The organism is Enterococcus sp. AZ089 (assembly GCF_050547225.1).
GTDB classification, from domain to species: domain Bacteria; phylum Bacillota; class Bacilli; order Lactobacillales; family Enterococcaceae; genus Enterococcus_D; species Enterococcus_D entomosocium.
The window spans coordinates 866983-881906 of record NZ_CP172954.1; the positions used below are offsets into that span (position 1 = coordinate 866983).

Consider the following 14924-nt stretch of genomic DNA (forward strand, 5'->3'; position numbering starts at 1 on the left):
ATCAAAAGACGACTTGCTTTTGTTGCTTCTTTTTCTTCACAGCAAAAAAATACTTTTTAAGGAGTGAGTAAAATGAAACAACGAGTGACACGGGAAGAAGTCAAAGAACGGTTGGTCACCGATGCGTATTTTCAAAAAGGTCGTTCTGCTTTGAAGACCCGCCAAACGATTTTGACGATTCTTGCTTGGCTGATGGTCTTGGTTCCGTTTGTCTGGCTGGCCATCCCGCTGACTTTACCGAATCTGGCGGATCGGATCGCCTTTCGGACATATCTGGAAGAAGCAGTGACTTTTGATTTTTTGGCGTTGTTCTTAGGAATTTCTTTTTTGGTCTTGGTTCTGACATTTACTTTGTTGACCTTGAGGAACAACCGGCGTTTCAAACGATTGTTGCAAAAGCAATCGATGCATGACGAAGTTGCCTTAGAAAAACGCAAAGAAGTATTAGAAGCTTTTTACGAAGAACGCTTCGGAACGAAAGAAGAGCGTCACGCTGCCAAGTACTATGCCGTTGCTCCTGAGCAAAACATTGGAGAAACGGAGATCCAAGAACTTTTCCGTAGAAATGGGGTGGGCTGATGGTTGTCAATTTTGATACTGGGTTCCCGTGGTTGGATACATTTTTAACGGTCGTTTTAATGATTCTGTTCACGTACCCAATTTTAGGTGGCTTTGCTTGGTTCATCGGGGTGATCTGCAATCGTTTTTTGTTCCGCTATCGTCAATTAGAGTGGATACCAATCCCCGAAGAGATCGAGCCGATGATCACCATTATGGTACCGGCTCACAATGAAGAAGTCGTAATTGAAGACACGATTCATTATTTAATGAACAATCTAAACTACAGCAACTATGAGGTGTTGGTGACGGATGATGGCTCAACGGATCAAACTCCTGTGATACTAGATCGATTGATGGAACAGTACCCGAATCTAAGGGTTTTGCGTATCGAAAAAAACCAAGGGAAAGCCCATGCCTTTAATATTGGTGTAGGGTTTGCTAAAGGGGAATTGATTTTGAGCAACGACGCAGATACGGTCCCTGAACCTGATGCATTGTGGAAATATGTCAATTATTTCATCCGCCAAGATTCCATCAATATCTCTGCCATTACGGCGAATATGGACGTTCAAAATCGCACAACGATCGTCGGGAAATCACAAACCGTTGAATTTTCAAGTATCGTAGGAATTATCAAACGAACCCAGCAAGCCGTTTTCGGCGTCATCTATGCCTATAGCGGTGCCAACACAATGTATCGTAGAGCCGCATTGATGGATGTTGGTCTCTTTCGACAAAATCGTGCCACGGAAGATATCAGTATTGCCTGGGACCACCAATTCCATGGTTGGTTGTCATTATTTGCGTCACGAGTGATGTTTTTCATGGAGGTGCCAGAAACACTCAAGATGCTCTATCGGCAACGGAAACGTTGGGCGAAAGGCGGAACGGAAGTGTGGTTGACCAATTTTAAAAAAGTTTTCTTACACCCATTTGAAAATATCGGACGAACCGCGATGTTTGTGGATCAGTCCTTAAGTATTATCTGGTCATTCTTTTTCTGGTTGTCTTCGGCTTTGTTTGTTTTTTATCTGATTTATTATGGGGCAACTGGGAATTACGAGCGGATCTACCATATGTTTACGATGGCCTTTCTCTTCGTTTGTTTTGAGATGATTGCAGGGGTCATGCAGCTATTTACCAGCCTTTTGGCGGATGACAACCGCAGCAAGCTGAAGTATTTCCGCTTTGCCCCTTTTTACATGCTGTTTTACTGGATGATTAATGCCATAACGATCGTCACTACCTTTATTCCAGCCGTCAAAACCATCCTTGGCTACGGTAGCGGCGTTTGGGTCAGTCCCGAGCGAACGGCGAAAAAAAACGAAGAATCTTAACGAGTTCACCTTTCCTAGACAATAAAAACAAGTCTGAGTTTTCTTCAGACTTGTTTTTTTGCCATTAAGGTTCAGAAAGATAGTAAATCTCACGATTTTGGTAAGGATAACGAGTTTGCGAAAATTCGAAGGGCCGCCCGTCGGAGAGACGAGCAACTTGTTCTAATTCTAAGATCGGATCATTGGGATCAACTTCTAAATATTTGATATCATAGGAATCCGCTTTGTCGGCACGGATTTTACGTATGGCGGGGCCTATTTTGAGGTGTAAGGAATCAGTGATATATCGATAAATCGAGTGTTCAAGGATCGCCATATCAATATCGGGAATGGTTTTGATGGGCATGATCGTGTACTCCAATTCAAAGGGTTCGTTATCAACATAGCGCAGTCGTACGATATCATAAACAGGTTCGTTTTCTCGCAAGGACAAGTAATCCATTTCGTTGGCTTCTGGGAAACGAACATTGAAACTAATGATTTTACTTTGCACTTTATGCCGCCCGCCATATCGGTTGACTAGACCGATATACTCATTGATCTGTCCTTGGTAGGTCGCTGAATTGACATAGGTGCCATGACCTCTTTTGGTGGAAATCAGGCCTTCTTGCTTCAGTTGATTTAGCGCTTTTTGGATCGTCATTCGCGAGGTTTGAAATCGTTTGGCTAACGCCGTTTGTTCCGGTATTTTTGATAAAGCTGGAAAAACACCTTCATAAATATTCGTCCGCAACTGATCAACAATTTCTTTGTATTTTGTCATAGTCATCACTCCTTATGTAAAGAAATTCATGGACTTGAGTTTTGTTTGAAGGGGATAAAAACAAGGTATATCATTAAAGAATCAACTGCAATTCAAATGTACAGAAAAAGCTTTACATGTGTGTTTGAAAAATTTACATGCCGATTTCACCTAATTATAATAGGTTTTGTAAGCGAATACAAATGATGGAGGAATCACTATGACAACATTTTATTGGGGGAACAGTGTCAGCAGTATGCAGACAGAAGGTGGTTGGAATGAAGGTGGTAAAAGCTTATCCGTTTATGATATACGGGAAGCTTCGGAACAGGCTAGCGATTGGCATGTAGCAAATGATAACTATCATGCGTATACAGAAGATTTTGATTATATGCAAGATTTGGGGATGAACATGTATCGTTTTCAAATTTCTTGGTCAAGGGTCGTTCACGATGGAGATGGTGCCTTTAATGAAGAAGGGATCGCCTATTACGATCGTTTTATTGATGATCTGTTAGCTAGAGGAATCGAACCTATGATTTGTTTGTACCATTTTGATATGCCCCTGCATCTAGCGAAAACCTATAACGGTTTCATCAGTAAAGAAGTGAAGGACGCATTCATTCGCTTTGGAAAAGAAATGGTGGATCGTTTTGCGGATAAAGTCTATTATTGGTTAACCTTTAACGAACAAAATCTTTTCCACCAAGACCATGGCTTTAAGATCAGCGGCTATTTAGAAGGGGAAGAAACAACAGAAGAATTGTATCAAATTTTCCACAATGTCATGGTTTGCCATGCAGAGATCTGTAACTATCTTCATGAAACAACAAATGCGAAGATTGGCGGCATGCTGGCGTATTCTGAAGCGTATCCAGCGACTTGTCGTCCACAAGACATCAAAGCAGCAAGAGAGTTTGATGAATTTGCGAATTTTACTTTATTAGATTGCTATGCGCACGGCAAGTATTCGGCAGCACAAGACCGATACGTGAAAAATCATCAACTCAATATGAATATTTTACCTGGGGAATTAGAAGCGATCGCAGCGCAGAAAAATGATTACATTGCCTTTAGCTATTATGCTTCTTCTACCTTGAACGCTGAAAAAATCCCTGAAGGAACGCCGCCAAATCGGTACATGACTTTTGGAAAACAAGACAATCCGTATATTGAAACGACGGAATGGAATTGGCAAATTGATCCGCTCGGCTTCCGTGATGTCTTAAATAAAGTCTATCAGCGGTACCGGTTGCCAGTGTTTCCGATTGAAAACGGAATTGGTGTCAGAGAGCATTGGAATGGCAACGAACCGATTCAAGATGATTACCGGATTGCCTACCATCAAGAGCATATTCGAGCGATGTTTGCAGCGATGGTGGAAGATGGAGTGGTCTGTCTTGGTTATCTTGGCTGGGGACTGATCGACATTTTGAGCTCTCAAGGTGATATGGAGAAACGATACGGACTTGTGTATGTCAATCGTGGCAATCATGAGTTGCGAGATATGAAACGTGTGCCGAAAAAATCGTATGAATGGTTCAAAGAAGTGATCAAAACGAATGGTAGTACGATCTATACAAACCCATATGCAGAATAGGAGGAACAGAAAATGGCAGCAGAAAAGCGCACGTTTTTAGATAAATTTACAGAGTTTTCGGTCCGTCTCGGCAATCAGGTTCATCTCAAAAGTCTTCGTGATGCGTTTGCGACCTTAATGCCTGCCTTTATTATCGCAGGGATCGCTGTGTTGTTTAATAATGTCTTCTTTCCGTGGTTCTTAGAAGGGGCTGCCTTGGCGCGAATGCAAGTGTTTGGCAATTCCATCACCAATGGAACATTGAATATCGCCGGTTTGCTGATTGCTCCGATGATCGCCTACTTCCTTTGTCGCAACAAAAATAATCCAAGCGCTATCAATGCAACTTTTGTGGCAACGACTTGCTTAGTGGTCATGTTGGCGATGGCTCATGCCGTGATGCCAGAAGGCGCCCAAGCAGAAGTGACCATCAGTGGTGTGATGCTGTTTGATGATGTCGGGACCAAAGGGATGTTTTCTGGAATCATTTGTGGGCTAGTTGCCACGGAATTATTTATTCGGCTATCAGAAAACAAGCACTTAAAAATCAATTTAGGGGATCAAGTTCCTCCTGCTGTCAGCAAATCCTTCAGTACGTTGATCCCTGCTATTTTAGTGATTTCCTTCTTTGCCGTAGTTGCGACCGTGCTAGCAGCATTTGATACCGACCTGATTCAAATCATTTCAACAGTGATCCAAGAACCACTGCGTTTATTGAACACATCGATTTTTGGGTTCTTGATCATCTATTCAACGGGCAACTTTCTGTTTACTTTAGGCATTCACCAAACCGTCATCAATGGCACCTTGTTAGATCCGTTGCTGTTAGTCAATATGAATGAGAACATGCAGGCTGTGCAGGACGGTGCTACGCCACCCAATATCTTAAATTCAGCATTTGTGACGGTTTTCGCACAACTAGGCGGGACTGGATTTACGATCAGTTTGATCATTGCAGTGCTCTTATTCGTCCGCAATTACCAACCTTTTCGGGATGTCGTCAATCTATCCCTAGCTCCGGGTATTTTTAATATCAACGAGCCAATCATCTTTGGTTTACCGATCGTCTTCAATCTACCAATGATCATTCCCTTCGTTGCAAGTCCGATTGTTGCGACGTTGATTGGCTACTTTGCGACCGCAGTAGGATTCATTGAGCCACTTTCAGTCATGGTTCCTTGGACGACACCGCCAATTCTTAGTGCATTATTGGCATCAAAAGGGGATTTTAAAGTTGTTTTGGTTCAAGTGATCATTATCGTCGTCTGTGTAGCAATCTATTTTCCATTTCTAAAAATCGCTCAGCGGGTTGCAATCAAATCTGCTGAATTGGAGCGGGCAGAATAAACAAGCTATCGTTTAAGTAAAAGAACGAAAGAGTAGAGAAATCTACTCTTTTTTGATTGTTCTGAATAAAAAAGTGTTCTTTAACTCCTCAAGAATGGTTCAAAAGTCAGAGATTCAATGATTTTTAAGCAAAAACTATAAACCGAATAATGTTTTGTTAAAAAATACCGCTTTACTTTCGTTATGTCACCGTTTACAATGAACTTGTACTCGGTTGTACACACTGGTTTAAAGTTGTCTATAGTGGTGTATACATGTACGCAAAGAATGTAGGAGGTGATTGAATGATTATCAATCGTAATGTTTCCAAGCCGATTTATCTTCAAGTGGCAGACTACTTGAGAAATGGTATCTATGCTGAGGAATGGGGAAAGGGGGAACAAATACCGTCAGAGAATCAAATTATGACGGATCTTGAAGTCAGTCGAGGTACAGTCAAAAAAGCAGTGAATATGTTAGTTGAGGAAGGGCTTCTTCATCAGATACAGGGGAAGGGTACCTATGTAACAGAAGGAAATATTTCCTATCCTTTAGGAAAAGGGTTGCTTTCTTTTGCTGAATCTTTGGAAAGTCAAAAATTGTCTTATGAAACAAAAGTTATCACTTCTGAATTTCGAAATGCTACGAAAGAGATCGCGACAAGACTCAGTATTAATGTTGGCGATGAATACCTGTACATGAAACGGATTCGATATGTTGAAGGTGAAAAAGTCATGTTGATTGAGAACCGTTTAAATGCAGAGCTGTGCAAGGGAATCGAAGCGCATGATTTTAATCACGAAAGCCTATTTCGTGTAATCGAACAATTGACTGGCAGCAAAATCGCGTATTCAGAAAGTCGTTATGCTGCGAGAGTAATGGGAGAAAAGCGAGCGCTAGAATTAGAGGTTTCGCCGGATTCGCCCGTTCTTCACTTGGAACAATTAGTTTATTTGGAAGGAGGAACCCCTGTCGAATTTGGAAATGTCTGGTTAAAGGCTAATAAATACTACCTTGGAACGATCCTTCAAAGGGAGGAAATTTAATTGCCATTAGTAAACGGATTCACATTGTTAGATATCATAAAAGAACGGAAAGTCATTGCGGGAGCATTCAATACGACGAATTTAGAAACAACTATAGGAATATTACAAGCAGTTGAAAAGACACGCATCCCAACATTTATTCAAGTTGCGCCGACTAATATAACGCTTGCTGGGTATGAATACTTAGTTGATATGGTCTCACGATATGCAGAAAAGATGGACACACCTGTTGCATTGCACTTAGACCATGGCAAAAAATTTGATGATGTGAGGAAAGCGATACGCGCAGGATTTACCTCAGTTATGATTGATGGTGCTGCTTTTGATTTTGAAGAAAATATTGCTTTCACTAAACAAGCAGTGGATTTTGCGAAATCGTATGGTATCCCAGTTGAAGCGGAACTTGGTGCTATTCTTGGGAAAGAAGATGACCATGTTTCTGAAGCCGATGCAAAAACAGATCCTCAACAGGTGAGAGAATTTGTTGAACGGACAGGTTGCCACATGTTAGCGGTTTCTGTCGGAAATGTTCATGGATTAGAAGATGAACCGAATATTGATTTTGATCTATTAAAAGAAATCAATGGAGTATCCCCAGTTCCATTAGTGATCCATGGTGGATCAGGTATCCCAGATGAACATATCCAAAAAATGGTTGAATACAATGTTGCCAAAATCAATATTGCGAGTGATTTGCGGCAAAGCTTTATTAGAAGTGTCGGGCGAGCGTATGAAGAAAACCCGAATGAAGCAAACTTAATCAAAGTGCTGCAAAAAGCAGAGGATTCGGTTTTCGAGACGGTTCACGAAAAAATCTTGAGTATGAATAGTGTGGTGCAAAAATAGTGATAGAAGAATTAACAAATGAAGAAAACATTTTTGTTGATATTGAGGTTTCAAATTTTGAAGAGCTTGTGGAAATGATCGCGCAACCATTACTTGAAAACAATGATGTGACTGTGGATTTCCCTAAGCAAGTGATACAAAGAGAACGAGTGTTTCCCACAGGATTACCGACACAACCGATAGGCGTGGCGATTCCCCACACGAATCCAGAATTTGTATATAACAATAAAGTAACGATTGCCACCCTGAACGCTCCGATACAAATGGAAATTATGGGGGGAATGGATGAAGATACGGTCGAGGTTTCAATTGTTTTTCTTTTAGCACTGGGAGAATCAAATAAACAATTGAATATTTTACAAAAATTGATGGGGATCTTAAATCAAGAAGAAATCTTAAAGGCATTGAAGAATGGCAGCAAAAAAGAAATTTTTGCTTTTGCTAAAAATGAATTGAACCTTTAAAAATAGGAGGAAAAAAATGGCTAAAAATCTTTTGTTCGTATGTGCTACAGGTATTGCGACTTCAACAGCAGTTACTGAGAAGGTAATGGAATTTTTAAAAGAAAAAGGCTTGAATTCAGTTAATTATTCACAAACAAATGTTGCTTCAGTTCAATCGAATTCTGATGATGCAGACTTGATCGTTTCAACAACAAAAATACCTTATGAGTTAAATGTTCCAGTAATCAATGGATTAGCGCTTATTACAGGTATCAACGAAGAGAAGGTATTGAACAGTATTTATGAAAAACTAACAGAAGGAGAATAAAATGGGGGATCTTACACAGAAATTATATGATGGTGTGCAATATATTTTAGGATTTGGACCAACAGTTATGCTACCTTTAGTATTGTTTATTCTGGCACTATTCTTCAAAATCAAGCCAGCGAAAGCACTGAGGTCTTCTTTAACCGTGGGAATTGGTTTTGTCGGCATTTATGCGATTTTCGATATATTGACTAATAATGTAGGTCCTGCAGCACAAGCAATGGTAGAACAAACAGGGATCAATCTTCCAGTAGTTGACTTAGGTTGGCCGCCTTTATCAGCAATTACATGGGGATCACCGATTGCTCCATTTGTTATTCCACTAACGATGTTGATCAATGTAATCATGATCGCAATCAAGCAAACGAGAACCGTCGACGTTGATATGTGGAACTATTGGCATTTTGCGCTTGCAGGAACCTTAGTTTATTATAGCACAGGTAGTTTTTGGTTGGGAATACTAGCTTCTGGTGTGATCGCAGTCATTGTTTTCAAATTGGCAGACTGGGCAGCACCAATGGGAGAAGAATATTTTGGTCTAGAAGGAATTTCATTACCGACTGTTTCTTCTATTACTTTTTTTCCAATCGGTTTGATTGGAAACAAGCTGATCGACATGATTCCAGGCATCCGTAAAATTGATATCAATCCGCTGACGATTCAAAAAAGATTTGGAATTTTTGGCGAACCGATGATGGTGGGAACGATTTTAGGTTTGTTATTAGGAATCGTTGCTGGATATGATTTACAAGGGATTTTAACGACCGGTATCAGTATCGGAGCAGTAATGTTTATCTTGCCACGAATGGTTCGTATTTTAATGGAAGGATTGCTTCCCCTATCAGAAGCAATCAAAAAGTTTTTGAATGAACGTTATCCAGATAGAGATGATCTGTATATAGGTCTCGATATTGCCGTGGCGATTGGTAATCCTGCGATCATTTCTACTGCATTGCTCTTAACACCAATCGCAGTTGTATTGGCATTTATCTTACCAGGAAATACGGTTCTTCCTTTGGGAGATTTAGCTAACTTAGCAGTGATGGCTTCAATGGTAGTTCTTTCGACTAAGGGAAATGTTTTTAGAGCAGTCTTGATTGCAATTCCAATCATGATTGGCGATCTTTATATTGCTTCAGCAATCGCCCCATTCATCACTACTATGGCAAAAGATGTGAATTTCAACTTTCCAGAAGGTTCGAGCGGCCTTGTTTCAAGTTTCTTGGACGGGGGGAACCCTTTACGATATTGGTTACTACAGATTTTCAATGGGAATATCATTGCTCTTGGTCTGATTCCTGTAGTTGGAGTAGTTATATTCTGGATTTATAAAGTAACTTACAATCAAACGCATTTAATTGATAAAGGAACTGCACAATGACCAAAAATCTTGCCATTACGGTTGACATAGGGACAACGAATGCGAAGGTTACTTTATTTGACTATACTACAGGAGAAATTCGTGAGAGAGCATCTTTTCCTACGATAAAAATAGAGGATAAAGAGGGCGAATTATTTGATCATCAGGCAATTTGGGGACAATTGGAAGCAATCTTAAAATCATTTGTAGTCCAAAACAAGGAAAAAATCGATTCAATCACTATAGCCAGCGTTGGGGAGGCAGGTGTTTTGCTTGATCAAGAAGGAGTAGTTGTAACTCCAATGATCGCTTGGTATGATCAACGGGCAAGAGAATATATCGAATGCTTATCAAAACAACAGAAAGAAATGATTTATCGGATCACTGGGTTACCGGCGCATTCCAATTATAGTTTGGGGAAAATCAAGTGGCTGATGGATCGAATTAAGAACAAAGAGCAAGGTCCGTATTTGTGGTTGAATATGCCTGATCTTTTTGCGTACTATTTAACGAAAAGAAAAGTGACGGAATATTCATTAGCCAGCAGAACAATGTGCTATGACATTGAAAAAAAAGACTGGTCCGATGAACTACTGAGCTATTTTGGTCTAGATGGGTTGATTCAGTTTCCAGAAGTCATCTCTGCGAGCACTATTGCTGGCTATACCACAGATTCTGGGTTACCTATTTTAAGTGATGAAAGAATAGCTATACGTATTGCTGGACATGACCACATGGTGGGTGCTTTTGGAATCGAATTACAGGAAAACGAGCTTTTAAATTCAACTGGTACGACAGAAGGCCTACTTCAATTAATGAGAAGCCCAGCAAATAATCAAGAAAATTTCGGGAAATCATTGTCAAATGGTGTTTTTATTGATGCGCAGATGTACACGATTTTTTCCTCTATGCCAACGGGAGGGAGTGCCTTTGCTTGGTATCAGCAGTTATTTAACAAATCCAAGGAACAATTAACTAGCGAATGTGGCCAATTGCTTGATGAGTATCTAAAAGATAAAATCGTTCCATTAGAAACTGGTTTTTTTATTCCGCATTTAAACGGTTCAGGTGCTCCTTTTAAAAACGGACGTTCGAAGGGAATGCTTTATGGATTGGACCTGACGACGCAAGCTAAGGACATTCTTTTTGCCTTAGTTTTAGGATTAGTTTTAGAACTAAAATTGGTAACTGAATGTTTTGAGCATAATATTGCTGACAGAATTGTTGTTATTGGTCCAGCAATCAATAATCCGTTATGGCTGCAACTAAAAGCAGATGCGATGAACAAAGAATTGAAAGTCATTAATATCGATGAGGCAGTTTCCTTTGGCGCACTAAGAATCGCCTATCCGACGTTTACTGCAAAACTACCTTCAAAAACTTACCAACCGAATCCAAAGCGGGCAACAGAACTTTCTCAAGTTTTTGAAAAATATCAAACGCTGTATCAAAGCAAAAAACAAATAACGAAAGGAAAGCTCACTTCTTAGAAGGGGCTTTTCTTTTTTATACAATTATTGATTGGCAGAATTGTTAATTAGGTAAGATAAAATGGTATACTATCCCAAAAGGAGCGACTATGAAACTATCAGAAATGCAAAAAGCGATTTATCAAAACAAAATCGATCACCAATTCAATGTCACAAATATTGAAAAAGAGTTTTTGGCTTTATATGGTGAAGTAGGGGAAGCCTTTGACGCGTATCGGAAGCAACAAGAGGTAGGAGAAGAATTGGCGGATGTGGCGATTTATCTTCTTGGGTTAGCAGAAATCCTTTCCATCGATCTTGAAGCTGAGATTCATAAAAAAATGGCCGTCAACCAAAAGCGCCGTTATATCAGTTATGGCAATGGCTATGCAAAACGAATCGATGATTGATACACGCACAAAAATTAGTGGATTCTTCGAGTATAGGCTCTTACCGAAATAGAAATGGAAGCAGGAGATAGGATGGAAAAGAACGTAAGCATGCGTGAATTAACAACGGCAGATTTAGCAGAAGTAGTGGACCACTATATTGCTGTATTTTCAGCAGAACCATGGAATGACCAATTGACAGTGCCGCAAATCACCGACTATGTATCATCAATGATGACAATGAATACTTTTATTGGTTATCGACTAACAAACCGAGCATCGAATGAATTGATTGGTCTTTCATTAGGCTTTATCAAGCCCTGGTATCAAGGAAAAGAGTATGTGGTCGACACCTTTTTAATTACAGGCACGCACCAAGGAAAGGGCTTGGGTTCCACTTTCTTAGAAATGATCAAAGAGGATCTGCTCAAGAAAGAGATTCCAACGATCCTGTTAGATACCGAAGAAAGTATGCCCGCAGCGGATTTTTACAAAAAGAATGGCTTTAAACCGTTACCAGATAATGTGAGCTATTATTTATCTCTAGATTAATTCAAGCATGTCAATAAATAAAAAAGTCTGCGAAAAAATCGCAGGCTTTTTAGTTATGCACAGTTTCAACAGGTTTATCCACAATATATTGTAGGAACGTGTTTTCGCCTACTAAATATTGTGTTTAAGACTCGTTGGAATAAGAAACTGTCGCTTCTTTTGAGGAAGAGTTTCCCTTTATTGCATTGATGGTAGTCATTCGGTGATTTTCAAGGTGACTTGACAATGGTTGAGATAGAAAGTATCATAGCCTGCTTTTTTTCGATTACAATAAAGACGAGACTCGCCACCCTTCGGCGAAGCCTCGTCTTTTTACAGATCAACAGAAAAAGAAAACGCAGGAGTCTACGCTTTCTTTTTCTGTTCTTCTTTTTTCTTGTCTGTGGTCGGTACGGAATCTAGGGCTTTTTTGAAAATCTCTTCTTTTTTCGTTTTATAGTTATGTTGTCGTTCAGCATAAACTTTTTCTTTCGTCTTTGTTTTCATACTCGGTCACCTCTTCCTTTTTTACAGTATAGCATAATTTCACAAACTTATGCAAATTCTTGGTTTTATCCTTGGTATTATAAACTTTCGTATGAAATACATTGTGAAAATATTTCTTTCGGTAGAAGTGAGGGACTTCTCTATCAAAAAATTCGTATCCGGTTGGAAGCGATGTAACAGGATTTCATCATAGCGTCGATCACACTTGTGAAAGAAGCATTCTTTTTGAAAAAACTTTTTCACAGAATCCCGTGTGTAAAAAAGGAATGATAAATGGGTGATTTTAGTATCGATTTTTGAAAAAGGGGATCAGGAAAGAAATGTTATTCAAATAACAGTCTTGATTTTCAAAAAGTGGGTTTGTTTGCAAAAAAAATCCTGTTTTTATTCGCGAATTAAAATAACGTTGAATGAAATAGCATTTTTTTGTTGTTTATAGAAATCTTTGTAAATATAGTGTCAGTGGTCAGCGTCAAAGAGAAAGTGATTAAAAAGAATAACGCAGGAAAATAAATGACACGTTTTATTAAACGCAAATTAAAAAAATACAAAACGAAAACAATATCAAAAAATATTAATTTTTGTTAAAATGGGGTACAGGGGGTGTTTTATTGGAATCTCGGAAAATCAAACGGAAGCGTTTAGTGAAACAAAAACGGTCCCTTTTCGTACAAAAAGGATTGGGTATCACAGCAGCGTTAGCATCAACATCAGGTGTCTTTACGTCTCTTGCTCATGCGACCGAAACGACGAACGCTTCGTCATCAACCAACACAACTGCTACTCTTGCCAGATCGTCAGCTGAAACGGCGATCAATCGACAATTTAAAACAACAGCTTCACTGAATGTTCGTTCAAATGCTTCAACAAGTGCCTCTATCGTAAGTGGTGTAGGAGCAAATACAACAATCACTGCGGTGGCTCAAAAGAACGGTACCTCAGTGAATGGCAATACAACATGGTATAAGCTATCAACAGGCGGCTGGATCTCAGGGGCTTATGTGAAGAGCACCTCAGGTTCTTCTTCTGCCAATACAGGCTCGTCCAATTCGTCGTCTTCTTCATCGGAAAAAGCAATTTCGAAATCAGTGAAAACGACTACTGCATTGAACGTCCGTTCAAATGCAACGACAAGTTCTAGTGTCGTACGCGGTTTGAGCAGTAATGCGACAGTACAAGTCGTTGCACAAAAGAGTGGGACATCGGTGAATGGCACGACCACTTGGTACAAATTGTCCACAGGCGGTTGGATCACGGCAGCCTATGTCAAAGATGTGTCCAGTAGCTCCACAGGCAATAGTTCTTCTGGCGGCAATACAAGTGTTTCTGCAGAAACGGCTATCAGCAAGAACGTGAAAACAACAGCGGCATTAAATGTTCGTTCGAGTGCCTCAACAAGCGGCAGTGTCGTTGGCAGCCTAAGCAACAGCACGACGGTGAAGGTCGTTGCCCAGAAAAATGGCACATCCGTTGGCGGCACCAATGTTTGGTACAAAGTATCGACCGGTGGCTGGATCACAGCGGCATATGTGCGTGATGTCACGTCTAGTTCTGGAAATACAAGTAATAATAATTCAAACACAGGTTCAAACAATACTGGCTCATCAAACGGCTCAAGCAATGCGAGTGAGCAAGCCATCAATAAGACGTTCCAAACAACCACTGGGATGAATGTGCGCTCAAATGCATCAACTTCTGCAAGTGTAGTCAGCAGTTTGGGCAGCAATGCGACCTTCAAAGCAGTGGCTCAAAAACAAGGCACGTCAGTCAATGGCAATACCACTTGGTATAAGTTATCAACGGGTGGCTGGGTATCTGCAGCATATGTCAAAGAAGTCAGTGCGACGACTCCTGGCAACAATAACAACGCAGGCAATACTAATGTTCCGATGAGCGTGAACGGAGCAGCGATCGTTGCAGAAGCTAGAAAACATATCGGCACTCCTTATCAATGGGGAGGCAAAGGACCAGATGTCTTCGACTGTTCTGGGTTTACACGCTACGTCTTCTTAAAAGTGACGGGCAAAAACATCGGTGATTGGACAGTCCCACAAGAAAGCGCAGGGACGATCATTCCTGTCTCGCAAGCACAAGCTGGCGACTTGCTGTTCTGGGGTCAAAAAGGGAATACCTACCATGTAGCGATCGCTACAAGTAATACAAGCTATATCCATGCGCCAAGCACGGGTTATACAGTCACCGAAGCACAATCAGGCTTTTCGACTGCTAGCTTCGCTCTACGCGTGAAATAAATATTTTATTGAAAAGGCAAAGGGTTTGTCCTTTGTTAGAAACGCCCCTAAGAAAGCTGCAATCAGTTTTCTTAGGGGCGCTTTTTGTGCTGGGCGCAGATCTTCTAAAAGGTGGGACTTTGCCCTTGTTTTTTTGACAAAAAGGCCGATTTGTCAAAATCACTTGATTTTACTAGTACAAATTTTTGTCAAAAAAAATAGTTACTGA

At 40.3% G+C, this 14924-nt stretch carries 15 protein-coding genes; 13 read left to right on the forward strand and 2 right to left on the reverse strand.

Features of this window, described 5'->3' with window-relative positions; translation table 11 throughout:
* The first annotated feature begins 72 nt into the window (after positions 1-72).
* Together IGJ01_RS03955 and IGJ01_RS03960 are read left to right on the forward strand one after the other, a co-directional pair.
* Complete coding sequence (locus IGJ01_RS03955) at positions 73-579, forward strand: hypothetical protein (RefSeq protein ID WP_086332101.1); 507 nt, start codon at positions 73-75, stop codon at positions 577-579.
* Complete coding sequence (locus tag IGJ01_RS03960) at positions 579-1898, forward strand: glycosyltransferase family 2 protein (RefSeq protein WP_005237369.1); 1320 nt, start codon at positions 579-581, stop codon at positions 1896-1898. The genes IGJ01_RS03955 and IGJ01_RS03960 overlap by 1 nt, the downstream gene beginning before the upstream one ends.
* A gap of 64 nt (positions 1899-1962) precedes the next feature.
* On the opposite strand, the gene IGJ01_RS03965 is transcribed toward IGJ01_RS03960, so the two are convergent.
* Positions 1963-2661: a GntR family transcriptional regulator gene (locus tag IGJ01_RS03965; protein WP_430601434.1), complete on the reverse strand. Its 699-nt coding sequence runs from the start codon at positions 2659-2661 to the stop codon at positions 1963-1965.
* Positions 2662-2860: 199 nt separating this feature from the next.
* Here IGJ01_RS03965 and IGJ01_RS03970 point away from each other — a divergent pair, with 199 nt between their 5' ends.
* From IGJ01_RS03970 to IGJ01_RS04015, 10 genes are all read left to right on the forward strand, one after another.
* Positions 2861-4240: a glycoside hydrolase family 1 protein gene (locus IGJ01_RS03970; RefSeq protein ID WP_430601435.1), complete on the forward strand. Its 1380-nt coding sequence runs from the start codon at positions 2861-2863 to the stop codon at positions 4238-4240.
* A gap of 12 nt (positions 4241-4252) precedes the next feature.
* Positions 4253-5566, forward strand: a complete 1314-nt coding sequence (locus IGJ01_RS03975; RefSeq protein WP_430601436.1) for a PTS sugar transporter subunit IIC — start codon at positions 4253-4255, stop codon at positions 5564-5566.
* A 284-nt stretch (positions 5567-5850) separates the two neighbouring features.
* Positions 5851-6591 carry a GntR family transcriptional regulator gene (locus IGJ01_RS03980; protein WP_086294725.1) on the forward strand — a complete coding sequence of 247 codons (741 nt, stop codon included), beginning with the start codon at positions 5851-5853 and terminating at the stop codon, positions 6589-6591.
* Positions 6592-7437 (forward strand): class II aldolase, encoded by an 846-nt coding sequence (locus IGJ01_RS03985; protein WP_430601437.1) that lies wholly within the window; start codon positions 6592-6594, stop codon positions 7435-7437.
* Positions 7437-7901 carry a PTS sugar transporter subunit IIA gene (locus IGJ01_RS03990; RefSeq protein ID WP_430601438.1) on the forward strand — a complete coding sequence of 155 codons (465 nt, stop codon included), beginning with the start codon at positions 7437-7439 and terminating at the stop codon, positions 7899-7901. Before IGJ01_RS03985 ends, IGJ01_RS03990 begins: the two co-directional genes overlap by 1 nt.
* 16 nt (positions 7902-7917) lie before the next feature.
* On the forward strand, positions 7918-8208 hold the full coding sequence (locus tag IGJ01_RS03995) for a PTS sugar transporter subunit IIB (RefSeq protein ID WP_086294728.1): 291 nt from the start codon (positions 7918-7920) through the stop codon (positions 8206-8208).
* A gap of 1 nt (position 8209) precedes the next feature.
* A complete protein-coding gene (locus IGJ01_RS04000; protein WP_086294729.1) occupies positions 8210-9589 on the forward strand; it encodes a PTS galactitol transporter subunit IIC in 1380 nt (459 codons plus the stop codon).
* On the forward strand, positions 9586-11058 hold the full coding sequence (locus tag IGJ01_RS04005; RefSeq protein ID WP_430601439.1) for an FGGY-family carbohydrate kinase: 1473 nt from the start codon (positions 9586-9588) through the stop codon (positions 11056-11058). Before IGJ01_RS04000 ends, IGJ01_RS04005 begins: the two co-directional genes overlap by 4 nt.
* 89 nt (positions 11059-11147) lie before the next feature.
* Positions 11148-11447, forward strand: a complete 300-nt coding sequence (locus tag IGJ01_RS04010; protein ID WP_196044459.1) for a MazG-like family protein — start codon at positions 11148-11150, stop codon at positions 11445-11447.
* A gap of 72 nt (positions 11448-11519) precedes the next feature.
* Positions 11520-11978, forward strand: a complete 459-nt coding sequence (locus IGJ01_RS04015) for a GNAT family N-acetyltransferase (RefSeq protein ID WP_430601440.1) — start codon at positions 11520-11522, stop codon at positions 11976-11978.
* A gap of 345 nt (positions 11979-12323) precedes the next feature.
* Here the strand turns inward: IGJ01_RS04015 and IGJ01_RS04020 are convergent, their stop codons facing one another.
* Complete coding sequence (locus IGJ01_RS04020) at positions 12324-12464, reverse strand: hypothetical protein (RefSeq protein ID WP_005237363.1); 141 nt, start codon at positions 12462-12464, stop codon at positions 12324-12326.
* Between the two features lie 611 nt (positions 12465-13075).
* On the opposite strand from IGJ01_RS04020, the gene IGJ01_RS04025 reads away from it, so the two are divergent.
* On the forward strand, positions 13076-14716 hold the full coding sequence (locus IGJ01_RS04025) for an SH3 domain-containing protein (RefSeq protein ID WP_430601441.1): 1641 nt from the start codon (positions 13076-13078) through the stop codon (positions 14714-14716).
* The last annotated feature ends 208 nt before the right edge of the window (positions 14717-14924 follow it).

Bases quoted from the DNA above. Each gene is read 5' to 3' on its own strand.
- IGJ01_RS04000 (WP_086294729.1), top strand. From the start codon at position 8,210: ATGGGGGATCTTACACAGAAATTATATGATGGTGTGCAATATATTTTA.
- IGJ01_RS04005 (WP_430601439.1), top strand. From the start codon at position 9,586: ATGACCAAAAATCTTGCCATTACGGTTGACATAGGGACAACGAATGCG.
- IGJ01_RS03955 (WP_086332101.1), top strand. From the start codon at position 73: ATGAAACAACGAGTGACACGGGAAGAAGTCAAAGAACGGTTGGTCACC.
- IGJ01_RS03970 (WP_430601435.1), top strand. From the start codon at position 2,861: ATGACAACATTTTATTGGGGGAACAGTGTCAGCAGTATGCAGACAGAA.
- IGJ01_RS03975 (WP_430601436.1), top strand. From the start codon at position 4,253: ATGGCAGCAGAAAAGCGCACGTTTTTAGATAAATTTACAGAGTTTTCG.
- IGJ01_RS03960 (WP_005237369.1), top strand. From the start codon at position 579: ATGGTTGTCAATTTTGATACTGGGTTCCCGTGGTTGGATACATTTTTA.
- IGJ01_RS03995 (WP_086294728.1), top strand. From the start codon at position 7,918: ATGGCTAAAAATCTTTTGTTCGTATGTGCTACAGGTATTGCGACTTCA.
- IGJ01_RS03965 (WP_430601434.1), bottom strand. From the start codon at position 2,661: ATGACAAAATACAAAGAAATTGTTGATCAGTTGCGGACGAATATTTAT.
- IGJ01_RS04020 (WP_005237363.1), bottom strand. From the start codon at position 12,464: ATGAAAACAAAGACGAAAGAAAAAGTTTATGCTGAACGACAACATAAC.
- IGJ01_RS04010 (WP_196044459.1), top strand. From the start codon at position 11,148: ATGAAACTATCAGAAATGCAAAAAGCGATTTATCAAAACAAAATCGAT.
- IGJ01_RS03980 (WP_086294725.1), top strand. From the start codon at position 5,851: ATGATTATCAATCGTAATGTTTCCAAGCCGATTTATCTTCAAGTGGCA.
- IGJ01_RS04015 (WP_430601440.1), top strand. From the start codon at position 11,520: ATGGAAAAGAACGTAAGCATGCGTGAATTAACAACGGCAGATTTAGCA.